The following is a 14963-nucleotide window of genomic DNA, read 5'->3' on the forward strand; positions in this document are numbered from 1 at the left end:
ATTGATTATTATAACAATGAGCGTTGTCAATGGAATTTAAAAAAGCTGACTCCTGTTCAATACAGAAATCAGCTTTTAGCATCTTAACTCTCTTTTTTAAAATGTCCTTGACATAGGGACCACTTTAGTTATTATAATAACTTATTTACTCTTTTTTATACTTAGTTTCTGTTTATTTAGTTTTAAAATAGAACTTGTTTTCCAATCATATAATACGATTAGTACAGCAATAATTATTGTTATTTGATGATTAGATATGTTGGGGAACAAAATTTTAATTATAATTCCAAATATAAGACTTTCAAGAAAAATATTTTTTATAATTTTTAAAGTTTCATTCATCACATAAATTCTCCCTTATTTTTATACAATATTAAAAGTTATATACATTACTATATAATTAAATAATATTATTAATAATTCAATTTCTATAATACAAAAAATTATATATAAACATTATAACCAAAATTTTACATAAAATAAATTAAAAATTAATATGTGATGTAATAGATATTGATTAATAATTAGCTTTATAATAGAAATTAATAATGAAAAAGAACAAAACAGAAATTAATTATCTGTTTTGTTCTTTTTTACTATTCAATTTATATATTAAATATTTATTTATTATCTTTTTTTAATGAACCATAAATAGTTAAATGGTCTAAATCTTCCCTTTCAGATCCTTTTTCATCTTTAAAAAAGAAACTTGCTATATATCCAATAATTAGGACAGAAAGAATACTAATTATTGAATATGCCCAGAATGTTACGGAAGTGAAATAGTTTACAAAGATAGATATAATTAATCCTACTATGAATCCAATTATAGCTCCTTTAGTATTAGCTTTTTTAGTTAATATTCCAAGTACAAATAATCCACCAACTAATCCTAGGATTATTCCTACAAATCCATTAAAGAAAGCAAATATTGATTCTATATGAGAATTAGCAAATATTATTGCAAGTACTATTGAAAATAAACCTACTAGTAAAGATAGAATTTTACCATATCTAGTAGCTTGTTCATCTGAAAAGTTCTTTTTAAAAGATTTAGTTAAATCTAGTGTCCAAGTAGAAGCTATTCCATTTATTCCAGATGAAAGACTAGATTGTCCTATTGCAAATAATGCAGCAATAAGTAATCCAGATATACCAACAGGTAATTGATTTACAATAAAACTTGCGAATATTTTATCTTCAGTTGCATGAGCATGTATTAAAAGATTAGGATTTTGTTTATAAAATACAAACATACCAGTACCAACAAAGAAGAATAATGTTGCTATAGCAATGGACATAAATCCATTTAAGTAAGTCATTTTTTTCATTTTTCCTAAATCATCAGTTGTAATATAACGTTGAACCATATCTTGGCTTGAAACATATGAAGAAAGAGTTGATAAACCAGCTCCAACTATTACAACAGGAAGACCTTGTTTAAATATACTTAAAGACATCATTTGAGATGTACTTAAAAATTTATGATGTGATAATCCATAAGAAACTATATGTGAGAATCCTCCTTTTACAGAGAATATTAGGTAACAAACTACAAAAATAGCGCCAACAGAGAGTACTAAACCTTGGATAAAGTCTGTCCATAAAACAGCTTTCAGTCCACCTAAAGTTGAATAAATAACAGCTATAACTCCAAAGATTAATATAAGAATATTTATATTCATATGAGTTATGTAAGCTAATGCGATTGCAGGTAAATACATTATTATTGCATTTCTTCCTATTTGGAAGATAATAAACATTGAACTTCCTAAGAAACGTAATTTTTTATTAAATCTTCTTTCTAGATATTCGTAAGCAGTATCTAATTTCATTCTTTTATAAACTGGTAAAAACCACATTATTGTAAGTGGTACAGCTATAAATACACCAAGTTGACCTAACCAGTCTTCCCAGTTTGTCATAAAAGATCTACCAGCTAAGGTCAAAAAGGAAATTGGACTCATTAAGGTAGCAAATAAACTAACAGCAGCAACCCACCAAGGAATTGAACCATCATTTCCCTTAAAGAATACTTTTCCTCCTTGTTTTTTTCTAGAGAAACCTAAACCTATTAAAAAAACAGCTATTAAATAGATAATAATAACTAAATAGTTTATTGGTGAATATGATTTCATAAAAAAACCTCCATTATAAATTTAATTTGATAACGTTTTCCTTTTTTCATCTTTATTATATTCTTAATTTTTCAAAAAACAATACGAATTTCCGCTAAAATAAAATAAATTTTTATTAACAATCAAAAAATAAAAAATAATTTCAAAAAATGAAAATTATAATTGAAAAGTGAAAAGATAAGTTTTATAATTAAATCATAAAGTAAATTTATAATTAAATAGGAGGAAAAGTTATGAAGGTGTTAGAGAATTTAAAAGGAAAATTAATTGTTTCATGTCAAGCATTAGAAGATGAGCCATTACATAGCTCTTTTATAATGTCAAAGATGGCATTAGCTGCAAAAGAAGGTGGAGCTTCTGGTATAAGAGCACAAGGAGTAAAAGATATATGTGAAATAAAGAAAACTGTAAATTTACCTATAATAGGAATAATAAAAAAGAAATATGAAGATTCGGATGTATTTATAACTCCAACTAAGAAAGAAGTTTTAGATTTAATAAAAATAGGATGCGAAATAATAGCTATTGATGTTACAAATAGAAAAAGACCTAACAATGAAGATATATCAGAATTAATTAAATTAATAAAGGAAAATAATATATTAGTTATGGCAGATATATCTAATTTTGAAGAGGGAGTTATGGCAGAGAAATTAGGAGTAGATTGTGTTTCAACTACATTATCAGGATATACAAGCTATACACAATCTATGGAAGGACCAGATTTAAAACTTATAGAGGATTTAAGTAAAGTTTTAAAAATTCCTGTAATAGCTGAAGGAAGAATACATTATCCAGAGGAATTAAAGAAAGCTTTAGATTGTGGAGCATATGCTGCAGTAGTAGGTGGAGCTATTACTAGGCCAAAAGAAATTACAGAAAGATTTATTTCAGCATTATAGAAATATTAAAAATAAAATTAGGAAGGTGTTTAATTATGAAAGGAATTTATTCAGCATTATTAGTATCATTTAATGAAGATGGAAGTTTAAATGAAAATGGACTTAGACAAATTGTAAGACATAATATTGATGTATGTGGAATTGATGGATTATATGTAGGAGGAAGTACAGGAGAAAACTTTATGCTTCCTACAGAAATGAAAAAAAGAATTTTTTCAATTGTTGCAGATGAAAATAAAGGACAAGTTAATCTAATAGCACAAGTTGGCTCATTAAATATTGAAGAATCAGTAGAACTTGCAAAATATGCAACAGATTTAGGATATAATGCATTATCAGCAGTAACTCCTTTTTACTATAAGTTTACTTTTGATGAAATAAAACATTACTATAATACAATTATAAATTCAGTAGACAATAAAATGATAATTTACTCAATACCATTCCTTACAGGAGTAAATATGTCAGTTGATCAATTTGGAGAGTTATTTGAAAATGAAAAAATTATAGGAGTTAAGTTTACAGCAGGAGATTTTTATTTATTAGAAAGATTAAGAAAAGCATATCCAGATAAACTTATATTCTCAGGATTTGATGAAATGATGTTACCAGCAGTAGTTTTAGGGGTTGATGGAGCAATAGGTTCAACATTTAATGTTAATGGTAAAAAATCAAAAGAACTATTTTATTTAGCTAAAGAAGGAAAGATAGCTGAAGCTTTAAATTTACAACATGAGGTAAACGACTTCATAACTGATGTATTAGATAATGGATTATATCAAACATTAAAAGGTTTATTATCTTTACAAGGAGTAGATGCAGGATACTGTAAACGCCCAATGAAGAGCCAAACAGAAGAAATGAAAAAAGGAACAGAAAAGATATATAGAAAGTATTTTGCATAATGAATAAAATATTTAATTTAAAAGATTTTAATAAAAGAGATGATTATGGATTTTTAAGTATGAATATTTTAGGTGATAGCATTTCGCATGGAGCTAACGCAATAGATATATATTTAGATTCGTGGTCTAGTTTATTAAGAAAAAAGTTTAATGAGGATTTAGATACATTAAATTATGGTTTTGTAAATTTACTTTCTCCTTTGTCTAATGAAAAAGGAATATATAAAGATATTTTAACTTTTGAAAATAATGGGTGGAAAGAAATAGAATCAAAAGAGACAATAGGTTTTTTTCAGATAAAAAGTTCTTTATCTAAAGCTTATTATAAAGGAACTTTTCAAAAAACAGTTCAGTTAAAAGAAATATATCTTAAAGTTAATAATACAGAAAATTCAGGAAAGATAAAAATAGATATATTAGATGAAAATAATAATATTATTAAAGAGGAGATTATTAATCTTAAAGAGAAAGTAAAAGAAAAATTAATTTCTATTAATATAGATACAAATAGGAATATAAAGATGATAAACATTATAAATATATCTGGTGAAAATACTGTAAGTGGAATATTTATTATGTTTGATAAAGATAAACCTGTTTTAAATAATTATTCAAGAAGTGGTGCTAGAATACATGATTTAGAAGGGGATATTATAGAAAAAGCTTTTAACACTAATATTTTGATATTTTCATTAGGACACAATAAATGTGAAGATGATAGTATATATTTAAAAAAATGTGAGAGAGCATTTAATAAATATAAACCTAAATTAATAGTTTTAGATTTTTGTTGGAATGAAGAAAATGAAAATACATCTATTAAATTAAAAAATTTTGCTAATAGCTGTAATTCAAAATATATAGATTGTAGAAGTTTTAAAGAATATGAATTGTTTTTAAGTGATAAATCTCATCCTACAAAAGAAGGGCATAGATTATTGTTTGAAAGAATATTAGAAGCTCTAGAGTAGTTAAAAGTATGATATTTGAAATATAAATAATCCAACAGGTGTTGATAGTAAAAATTCATCTATTCTTAAACTTATAAAAAATAGTGATTTGGCCAGTTTAAAGAAAGATAATTTATGCTATATCTACTATTCCAAATTATATAGGGACGGGATTTAAATCATATATAAAATCAAAGTGTAATTTAAGAGGTGCCGTATATAATTTTAAAGAATATTACAAGGAAAATTAAAAATTAAATGAAACATGAAAAGTGTTGTATCTTTATATTTGCTTTAGGTTAGTATATTATATAGATATAACATTTTTTTATTTTATAGTAAGGTTAGGAGCAAAAATGAATATTATTGATAGGATAAAGCTACAAGAGTTTAGAGTAAGTAAAAGTGATTTGATACTTATGAATTATATAAATGAAAATCCAAGCGAATGTGTAGATAAATCTATATCTGAGCTTGCAAGTATAGTTTCTATAGGTGAGGCAACTATAACAAGATTTTCAAGAAAACTTGGGTTTAGTGGCTACCAAGAGTTAAAAAGAAATATAGCAAAATATATGTTTAAAGAAAATGAGGTTAACAGAATAAATTCAAAGGTAGACTTAAGAGAATCTGTTCATGAAACGGCTGAAAAAATATTTTCTGATAATATGAAGGCAATTGAAGAAAGTATAAAAATCCTTGATGAAGAAAAAATTTTAAAAATAAGAGAAATGATATTAAATGCAAATAAAATATTCTTTTTTGGAGTTGGAGATTCTGGTATAGTAGCAACTCAAACAGGATATAAATTTATGAGAATAGGTTTTGATATAGCATCTTCCACTGATGCACATACAATGGTTATGCTAGCTTCTTTAATGAAAAGAGGAGATTTGGTATTTATATTTTCTCATAGTGGAGAAACTTCAGAAGTTGTAAAGGTCTGTAATATAGCTCAAAATAATAAAGCAAAGGTAATATCTATAACAGAAAATACAAATAATACATTAGAAAAAATATCAGATGTAAATATAGCTTATGTGTCAAAAGAAACAGTATTTGAAACAAGCACTGTACTTTCAAAATTTACTCAACTATTTTTAGTTGAATTAATATATGCTGAAGTTATTAAAGAAAATTATGATGAATTTATTCAAAATAAAGAAAAAACAACAAAGGCTCTTAAATATATAAGGGAGTAATTGAAAATAAAAATTTAAAATGAATATAAAAAGAGACTTTATGTATTTAAAATTACATTAAAGTCTCTTTTATTTAAAATAAATTATTGTATATATTAAACAATATAAATTTTTTCATGCATATCTATAATATTTAATTAAAAGATTTTTTTGTTTTAGTAACTGATATATCGGCAAAAATTAATGCTGAAAAAGCTATTATTATAAATAAAAGTATAAAACTCCATGCTGCAGTATAGCCTAATTTATTAACAATAATAGCAAAGAACGTTGAGCCAACTGAAAAACCTATCGCAAACATTAAATTTGTTATACCTAGAATTGTAGTAAAGTTTTTCTTTCCAAAAAAATGACTTGTTAAATAGGCTGGGCCCATCATATATGAATATACAGATAATCCTTTAGTTATAGAAAACACATAAGAGAGTGTTGGAGAATTCTTAGTAAATATTAGAGATATACAAGAAATTACTGATAAAATAAATGCTATAATAAGAGAGTTAGTTACACCTATTTTATCGAATAATATTCCACCGAGTAAATTACCTAGTAATGAGAATATTGCAAATAATGAACCAATTGTTCCAATAAAGTGAGGAGTTATTCCTATAAAAGCAGAGGAATTTTTTATTAAAATTTTTAAATAATTAGGATATTGAATTGATAAGGCAGCTATTGCTAGTCCAATAAATACATATCCTATAGAAAAAATCCAAAATATCTTCATTTTTATCAATTCTTTAAATGAAAAGCCATTAGATTTATCTAATTTATTAGTTTTAGAAGAGGACTTTTCTTTAATTGATATAGTATCTTTATCAGGTAATTTTAAAAGAAATAAAGTAATAGGGACTCCGACTATAAGAGATATAACACCATATTTAAAATAAGTTTCTCTAAATCCATAACTCATTAAGGAATTAACAACAAGTATTTGAAGAACTATATTACCTATAGAACCACCAGCAAAAGCTAAACTAAGAGCTTTTCCTCGAACCTCTTTATTAAACCAGGAATTTATGATTAAAGGAATTCCAATTGAAGAGAATATTGTTGTACCAATTTGAACAATTGCTGCTATTAAGTAAAATTGCCATAAGTTTTTTGCTAAAGAGAAAGAAGCGAAACCTGCTCCAGAAATAATACAGCCTATCAGAAAAAAGAGTTTCACATTTACTTTAGAGTATATATAGCCTATTAAAGGTGATGCTATTGCTGAGGCTAAAGTTCCTATTGTAAATATTAAGGAAAATGCTGTAAGAGTAAATCCATCTCCTTTAATTACATAACTAATAAATTGAGGCTGTATGTTAGAGGCTACACTAAAAGGAATTGCCTGAATAAGCATACATGCAATTACTATTATCCAACCTCTAGAAAAGCTTTTTTTATTAATTGATTTTTGGAAAGTAGTTATATTTTTCATAATAATACTTCCTTTCTTTGATAAATTATAAAAGTTAAAGTACTTTATGAAAAAAACTAGTTTACTAAAATAAAATTAAGTAAACTAGTTATTTTATTAAAGTAACTAATTATATTATACAGCTTTTGCTTGGCTTTCAGCTAATTTTTTATTGTTACTTTTTATTCTCTTTATAGAAGTTAATAGTAATCCATATCCAATAATAAGGAACACAATCATTGCTATCCAAGCTACTTTAAATCCTAATATTTGCGCAAATCCTCCAAAGATTGTTGAACCTACAGCAAATCCTATAGCAAATAATAAACTTACTGTCCCTAAGTTTACACTTGATTCTTTTCTTCCAAATATGTCTGTTGTAATGAAGGCAGGACCTGACATATAAGAGAATACACATAAACCATAACAAATAGAGAATAGGAATGAGAAGTTTGGAGAAATTCCAGCAAGTAACATACCTATAATTGCTACAGCTTGTAATATACAAGCAATAGTCATAGCTTTAAAACTGCCTAATTTATCAAATAGAGCTCCACCACCAACATTTCCGATTAAGCAGAATAAAGCAAACACAGAACCTAAAATTCCTATTAATGCAGGATCTAAATGTAATCTCATTTTAAAATAAGATGCATATTGAGTACTACATGCTGCGATAGCAATTCCTATAAAGGCATATCCAAGAGCAAATAACCAGAAAAATTTATTTTTTCTTGTAGCTGCTGCTCCTAAGCCTTCAAATCCAGAATCTTCTTGTTTATTTTCAGTTTTTTCAATATTTGATTGATTTAATTCACTATCAAGTTCTCCTGGTTTAGGAACTCTTACGAATAATAATATTACTATTAAACTAACTATAAGAGATAGGATACCAAAAATTATATATGTTTCAGCTTCACCTTTTGAACCTAATAAACTAGATACGATTGGTTGCAAAAATACATTTCCAATAGAACCACCAGAGAAAGCAATTCCTAAAGCTTTACCTCTACCTTGTTTAGGGAACCAAGAACCAATTAAAAATGCAATTCCTAATCCAGAAAATAAAACACAACCAACTTGAGAAATAGCAGATAAAACATAAAATTCAGCTAAATTAGTTGCTAAACCAAATCCTAAGAAAGAAAGACTGGATAAAATAGTACCTATTAAAAATATAATTTTAACATTTATTTTACCAAAAAGTTTTCCTAAAAAAGGTGAACATACAGATGCAGCTAAAGCACCAAAAGTAAATATTAGAGAAAAAGCAGCTAATGAGAAATTAAAATGCTTAACTACATAAGGTATAAATAATGGCTGAATATTTTGTGCTACTCCAAATGGTATAGCTTGTATTAACATACAAACAAATATCATAAAATATTTTCTCTTATTGCTACTGTTTTTATCAACTTTTAATGAATTCATATAAATCATATCCTTTCCTATTCGAATTATTTATTGAATTTAAACTATATTTAATCAATATAATAAGTAGTAATATGATTTAGTATTAAGAAAGCTAAATGAGCATAAGATTTAGCTTTCTTAATAAACTAAAGTTTATTACATATATTAATTTTGGTTATTAATTTTTAAAGTATCTTCATAATTAAATAATTTAATTTCTTTGGCATTTAAATCTTCTTTATGCATATCTATTGAATTTATATTGTTATTATTATATGTGTTATAATAGTAAATTCCTTTTTCTTGATTCATACAAGAAGTATATTGAGTTATATCACTTCTATTATCAGGAGTTCTTACAGAGCCTCTTACCATTGCAACATTATTTAATATATGGAAGAATTCACTTATATTCATAGAATCTTTGTCATTAGCAAGAGCAAAATGTCTTAAGAATGCAGTTCTTACAAATCTAGATGCTGGAGTAAAATCACCAGGAATTCCAACACATCCAACACCTTGTCCTAAAGCTTTTAACTCTTGAGTGCTCCATTTAGCATTAGTCACTTGGTTAGATGATAATCCAATATATTGTCTTAAGTTAGTTAGATGCCAGTCAAAAGTAGGTGAATTTGTTAAAACTCCAACTTCATTATTGAAAAGTCTTAGTCCTGATTTAGTTTTTTCAATTACAATAGATTGACCAGTTTTATCAGTAATAATCCAATGTAAAGTTGGAGGAGGTGTAAGATTATTTATTCTAGAGTCAAGTAAATTTATTTTTTCTAATTCAGGTTTTAATTCTTCTAATGTTTCAAAGTTAGATAAAACCCAAAGCATAAAATCATATGCTGGAACATTAATTTTTTCTTCTGAAAGTTCTGATTCCCAATGAGCGTATCCTGGAAAATTAAGTCCTGCACAGGCAAGTCCTTTTTCATTTAATCCATCTGCAAGCATAGGATGATTGTCGATTACTGTAATCATACCTATGATTGCATATTTAGTTTTTTCAAGTTCATTTGTTGACATATTTTTATATTCAAAACTTCTTGGAATAATACCAACAGATTGATTAAATGAAAATTCAATGTCCATATTTCTTCCAAATAAATGATTTCCTTCACTTGTTTTTAATGTTAATGCTGTACACATTTAAACCACTTCCTTTTCTTAATTTAAAAATCTTTATGCCTTATATAAAAGCAAATATTATGCCAAAATATAAAATTAAATAAAAAATAAATGAATGGCTTAAAATCAATGGTTTTGTTATTTGAAAATAATTAGTTGTATTAAAATGCAAACAAGAAAAGAGGTTATTTAAGTCTTATTTGAATTGAATTTTAGAATTGAATTAAAAAAATAAGTCTTAATAGACTTATGTTAAAATAGGAAAACAAAAAATAAGTCGAAAAATACTTAAAAATGATGAATCTATAATCTTGAAGTGGTATAATTTATAAAAAATACTAATTTTAACATTACTAGGAGAATACTTGATGGATTTAAACTTAGAAAATAATATATATAAAGAAATTTTAGATAATTTAACTTATGAGGTTTTTGTAACTGATAGTGAGGGAGAAATTATATATTGTAATGAAGCATTCTCAAAAAATTATTGTTACAATGTATCAGATATAATTGGAAAGCAATTTTCAGTTATAGCTCCAATAATAAAAAAGGGGAGTCAAATAATCCCAATAGTTTTAGAAGAGAAAAAAGAAATATCATTATTTCAAGAAACAGTGTACGGAAAAAAACTTTTCTTGACTGCGAAACCTGTATTTAATAATGAAAATAAATTAAAAATGGTAGTGGAAAATGCTAGAGAAGTACTAAATTTATCTTCAAAAAAAGAATGCTTATTAAACACAGATACTGAAAATTTAAAATATCAAATAGATAAATACGGAGAACAAATTACAAACTTTTCTAATATTGAAGAATTTAAAAATTTAAATAAAATAGCCGGTTTTGATGTAACAGTTTTGCTTTTAGGAGAGTCAGGTACTGGAAAATCAACATGTGCTAAGTTTATACATAATATTAGCAAAAGAAAAGATGGACCATTTTTTACTGTGAATTGTACAACTATTCCAGAAAATCTTATAGAATCAGAATTATTTGGATATGTTAAAGGCGCTTTTACAGGAGCTGTAAAAGAGGGAAAGAAAGGGCTAGTAGAACTTGCTAATAATGGAACATTATTTTTAGATGAAATTGGAGAATTACCATTATCATCTCAAAGTAAACTTTTAGAATTAATAGAAAATAGGACTTACATTCCAGTGGGAGGAAGTGAAAAAAGGACAACTAATATTAGAATAATTGCCGCAACAAATAAAGATATAGCTAAAATGGTTAGGAAAGGTAAGTTTCGTGAAGATTTATATTATAGAATAAATGTAATAGAATTTAAGATTCCACCTTTAAGAGAAAGAAAAGAAGCTATACCAATTTTAGCTCAGGTATTTGTAGATAGAATAAATAAAAAATATAACTTAAATAAGATAATTAGTGATAGTGTATTAGTACAATTAAAAAAATATAGTTGGCCAGGAAACTTACGTCAACTAGAGCATGTTTTAGAGCAGATATTATTATCAACAGAAGATGATTTTATTACAATAAAGAATTTAGAGAAAAAAATTGATTATACTAAAGATGGATATTTAGATAAGAATATAAAATTTCCAACTTTAAAAGAACATATTGAAAATTCAGAGAGAGAATTAATAATTGCAGCATATCATAAGTATGGTAGTTCATATAAAGTTGCTGAAGCATTAGATATATCACAAAGTCAAGCTATAAGAAAAATAAGAAAATATATTTCAAAGTAAAAATTATAAATTTAATTAGAAAAAAGTGCTGACTTATCAGCACTTTTTTTATTAAAATTAATACATTTATAAAATAATTTTAAAATTGCTAAATTTAGATTTTAGATTATTTTATAAATTTTTCTATAATATTGATTATATCAATTTGAATTTCTAAACTTTTAACAGGTTCTTTATCTATATTTAAAGAGTGATTTGCTCCTTTAAAGTTTATTATATTATGTCCATAAGAAGCAGTTAAGCTTTCTATATTTTCTTTTGATAAAAGAGGATCTGAATTTCCTGTTATAATTAGAGCATTTTTATCTATTCCCATCTCAACAGTTTTATTTATTGGACTTATACAAACATTAGTTACATCAAATTCTTTTAAGTTTTTATTTATAACATTTTGAACACAAGTACCAATGCTTTTAGCTATTATAATTATTTTTTTATAGCTTGGCTTTAAAATTCTTTTTACTTGAGCTAAAGTTTCATTAGCAGCTATATCAAATTCTGTAGGAACATCAAATCCTTTTCTAGCTTTTTGAAATCCATATTCTATTTTAGCTACGTCATATCCTAATTTTAAAGCTAGTTCACTAGCATATTCTAAAGTAACTCTATCTAGTGTATAAGCAATTCCAGGAAGTATTATTGCTAAAGTGTCACTTCCTTGTTCTACTAAATTTGGAGATAACTCTACACCCCAATTAGACTTAATATTGTTACTCATATTGTCATCTTCTTTCTTTATGTATTAAGTAATTTAAATTTTTAATATAAGAGTATTGAAATATATATAAAAATATATACTAATATTATGTATATATTATACAACTTAATAATTTTTTTTGAAATTGAAATTGTAGAGTTTTTTAAGAATTAAACAAATGTTATAATTATTCTATATATTTTATTAGAATCAAATAAAAAGTAGAAAAAATCCATATAAATGGTAGTATTACTTTAAAATAACAGCATAAGTCTTAGCATTAATTTTATTTCATACATTGAATTTTACAAAGCAAAATATTTTATATGACATAGAATATATATTATTAATAATAGAAAGGAAGGTTAGTGTAATAAGTAAGCTAATTAAAGAAGTTGGTTTTTGTTTTGAAAGTGAGGAAATAGTATGGAAATTATTGATATTACAAAAGAAAATTTGGAGAGTGAGCACATTTGTTGTGCAATAGCGAGCAATCAAGATTTTCAAGTATTATCAAAAAAAGAATGGATTTTGAAAAGATTAGATGAAGGACTTGTATTTAAAAAAGGAAATGTTAGAGGTAAATGTTTTATTGAATATATACCAGCTGAAATGGCTTGGGCACCTATAATTGCAGATGGATATATGTTTATAAATTGTTTTTTGGTAGCTGGTCAATATAAAGGAAAAGGTAATTCAAATTTACTTCTAGAGGAATGTATTAAAGATAGTAAAGAGAAAGGAAAAAAGGGACTTGTTATATTATCTTCTAAAAAGAAGTCACCTTATCTTGCTGACCCTAAATTTTTAAGATATAAAGGATTTAAAGTAGTAGATACTGCATATCCTTATTATGAGCTTTTATATTTACCTTTTAAAAAGAGAGAAAAAAAGCCAAAGTTTAGAGAAAATGCAAAAAAATCTTCAATAAAAGAACGCGGATTTATTTTATATTATACTCATCAATGTCCTTTTACGGTGAAATATGTTCCACTGATTGAGAATCTTGCAAAATCTAGAAATATTCCATTTAAGGCAATTCAAATAAAAACGAGAGAAGAAGCACAAAATGCGCCGTCACCATTTACTACATATAGTTTATTTTTTAATGGTAGATTTATAACAAACGAAATTTTATCAGTAAAAAAGTTTGAAAGAATAATTGCATTGTACGGTTTATTAAAAAAAGATCCAGCTGTATAGTTTTTCTATACAGTTGGATTTATTTTTTTTAAATAATTAAAAAAGGAAAGATGATTAATAATTTTATTAATAGGAACATACTTCTATTTATAAATGTTATAATGATTTTGTTATGTAAATTAGATTGATTAGGAGGAGTTTATATGAAGATATTCCATACGGGAGATTGGCATATAGGTAAACTTGTGAATGGGTTTTATATGACTGAAGACCAAAGATATATTCTTTCTCAATTGTGTGATGAAATAGAAAAAGAAAACCCAGATGTACTTCTTATAGCTGGTGATGTTTATGATAGATCTATTCCACCTGTTGAAGCTATAGAACTTTTAAATGAGACGTTAAAGAAAATTATTATAGATTTAAAAACGCCTGTTATCCTTATAGCAGGTAACCATGATAGTAATGAAAGAATTGAATTTGGAAGTTCACTTTATGAAGCTTGTAATTTTTATGTTAGTGGAGAGCTTAAAAGTGAAATTAAAAAAATAAATTTAAAAGATAAAGATGGAATAGTTAATTTTTATCTCATTCCTTATGCGGACCCTTATTATGTAAGAAAATTATATAATGAGGAATCTATAAAAACTCATGATGATGCTTTAAAAAAGATATTAGAAAATATAGATTTAAATAAAGATGAGAGAAATGTAGCTATATTCCATGGGTATGTTGCTAAAGATAGTGAAAAAATAATAGAAAGTGATTCAGAGAAAAGGCTTTCTATTGGAGGAACAGAAGTTATAAAATCATCTCACTTTAAAGACTTTAATTATACAGCTCTTGGGCATATACATAGTCCACAAAGAGTTGATGGAGAAAATATTAGATATTCTGGTTCTCTTATGAAGTATTCTTTTTCAGAAATGAATAATAAAGTTGGGATAACTAAAATAGAACTTAATGGAGATGGAGATGTAACAGTTACTCGTATTCCTTTTAAGCTTATGAGAGATTACAGAGAGATTAGAGGAGAGCTTAGTGAGCTTATTTCAAAAGAATTTATCCAAACTCAAAAAATAGATGATTATATAAAGGTTACTTTAACTGATAAAGGTGAAGTTATAGAGCCCATGCAAAAGCTTAGAGAAGTATATCCTAATGTAATGGAGCTTAGAAATGAAAGTAGATTAAAAGAGCTTAACATGGAAGAAGAAAGCATAGCACAGCTTAAAGAAAAATCAATTTTAGAGCTTACTTGTGATTTCTTTTCATCTATAAGAGAAGATGAGATAACAGATGAGGAATTAGCTTTAGTTAAATCTGTTTTAGAAGAAGTGGAAAGGGAGGATAAGTAAG

13 protein-coding genes are annotated in these 14963 nt (G+C 25.7%); 8 read left to right on the top strand and 5 right to left on the bottom strand.

Features of this window, described 5'->3' with window-relative positions; genetic code table 11:
- On the top strand, positions 1-87 hold an 87-nt coding region (locus CLTHE_RS02330; protein WP_143324019.1), incomplete at its 5' end, for an IS3 family transposase.
- Between the two features lie 533 nt (positions 88-620).
- Here the strand turns inward: CLTHE_RS02330 and CLTHE_RS02340 are convergent.
- Positions 621-2138 (bottom strand): sodium:solute symporter family protein, encoded by a 1518-nt coding sequence (locus CLTHE_RS02340; RefSeq protein ID WP_002599536.1) that lies wholly within the window; start codon positions 2136-2138, stop codon positions 621-623.
- A gap of 239 nt (positions 2139-2377) precedes the next feature.
- Here CLTHE_RS02340 and CLTHE_RS02345 point away from each other — a divergent pair, with 239 nt between their 5' ends.
- The 4 genes from CLTHE_RS02345 to CLTHE_RS02360 all read left to right on the top strand — a co-directional run bounded on the left by CLTHE_RS02345 (position 2378) and on the right by CLTHE_RS02360 (position 6097).
- A complete protein-coding gene (locus CLTHE_RS02345; protein ID WP_080021877.1) occupies positions 2378-3040 on the top strand; it encodes an N-acetylmannosamine-6-phosphate 2-epimerase in 663 nt (220 codons plus the stop codon).
- A gap of 35 nt (positions 3041-3075) precedes the next feature.
- Positions 3076-3945 (top strand): N-acetylneuraminate lyase, encoded by an 870-nt coding sequence (locus CLTHE_RS02350; protein ID WP_002599534.1) that lies wholly within the window; start codon positions 3076-3078, stop codon positions 3943-3945.
- A complete protein-coding gene (locus CLTHE_RS02355; RefSeq protein ID WP_080021818.1) occupies positions 3945-4916 on the top strand; it encodes a hypothetical protein in 972 nt (323 codons plus the stop codon). Before CLTHE_RS02350 ends, CLTHE_RS02355 begins: the two co-directional genes overlap by 1 nt.
- Before the next feature lie 335 nt (positions 4917-5251).
- On the top strand, positions 5252-6097 hold the full coding sequence (locus CLTHE_RS02360) for a MurR/RpiR family transcriptional regulator (RefSeq protein ID WP_002599532.1): 846 nt from the start codon (positions 5252-5254) through the stop codon (positions 6095-6097).
- A gap of 133 nt (positions 6098-6230) precedes the next feature.
- Here the strand turns inward: CLTHE_RS02360 and CLTHE_RS02365 are convergent, their stop codons facing one another.
- From CLTHE_RS02365 to bsh, 3 genes are all read right to left on the bottom strand, one after another.
- The gene (locus CLTHE_RS02365) at positions 6231-7523 is read right to left on the bottom strand and encodes a conjugated bile salt MFS transporter (RefSeq protein WP_080021819.1); all 1293 of its coding nucleotides are present in this window, start codon (positions 7521-7523) and stop codon (positions 6231-6233) included.
- A gap of 114 nt (positions 7524-7637) precedes the next feature.
- Complete coding sequence (locus CLTHE_RS02370; protein ID WP_002599530.1) at positions 7638-8933, bottom strand: conjugated bile salt MFS transporter; 1296 nt, start codon at positions 8931-8933, stop codon at positions 7638-7640.
- A gap of 147 nt (positions 8934-9080) precedes the next feature.
- A complete protein-coding gene (gene bsh / locus CLTHE_RS02375) occupies positions 9081-10070 on the bottom strand; it encodes a choloylglycine hydrolase (RefSeq protein ID WP_080021820.1) in 990 nt (329 codons plus the stop codon).
- A gap of 347 nt (positions 10071-10417) precedes the next feature.
- Here bsh and CLTHE_RS02380 point away from each other — a divergent pair, with 347 nt between their 5' ends.
- Positions 10418-11764, top strand: a complete 1347-nt coding sequence (locus tag CLTHE_RS02380; RefSeq protein WP_080021821.1) for a sigma-54 interaction domain-containing protein — start codon at positions 10418-10420, stop codon at positions 11762-11764.
- A 106-nt stretch (positions 11765-11870) separates the two neighbouring features.
- On the opposite strand, the gene CLTHE_RS02385 is transcribed toward CLTHE_RS02380, so the two are convergent.
- Positions 11871-12482: a hypothetical protein gene (locus CLTHE_RS02385; protein WP_080021822.1), complete on the bottom strand. Its 612-nt coding sequence runs from the start codon at positions 12480-12482 to the stop codon at positions 11871-11873.
- A 405-nt stretch (positions 12483-12887) separates the two neighbouring features.
- On the opposite strand from CLTHE_RS02385, the gene CLTHE_RS02390 reads away from it, so the two are divergent.
- Complete coding sequence (locus CLTHE_RS02390) at positions 12888-13664, top strand: YoaP domain-containing protein (protein ID WP_080021823.1); 777 nt, start codon at positions 12888-12890, stop codon at positions 13662-13664.
- A 143-nt stretch (positions 13665-13807) separates the two neighbouring features.
- Complete coding sequence (locus CLTHE_RS02395; RefSeq protein ID WP_080021824.1) at positions 13808-14962, top strand: exonuclease SbcCD subunit D; 1155 nt, start codon at positions 13808-13810, stop codon at positions 14960-14962.
- Position 14963 lies beyond the last annotated feature (1 nt).

This window comes from Clostridium thermobutyricum DSM 4928 (assembly GCF_002050515.1).
Lineage (GTDB): Bacteria > Bacillota > Clostridia > Clostridiales > Clostridiaceae > Clostridium > Clostridium thermobutyricum.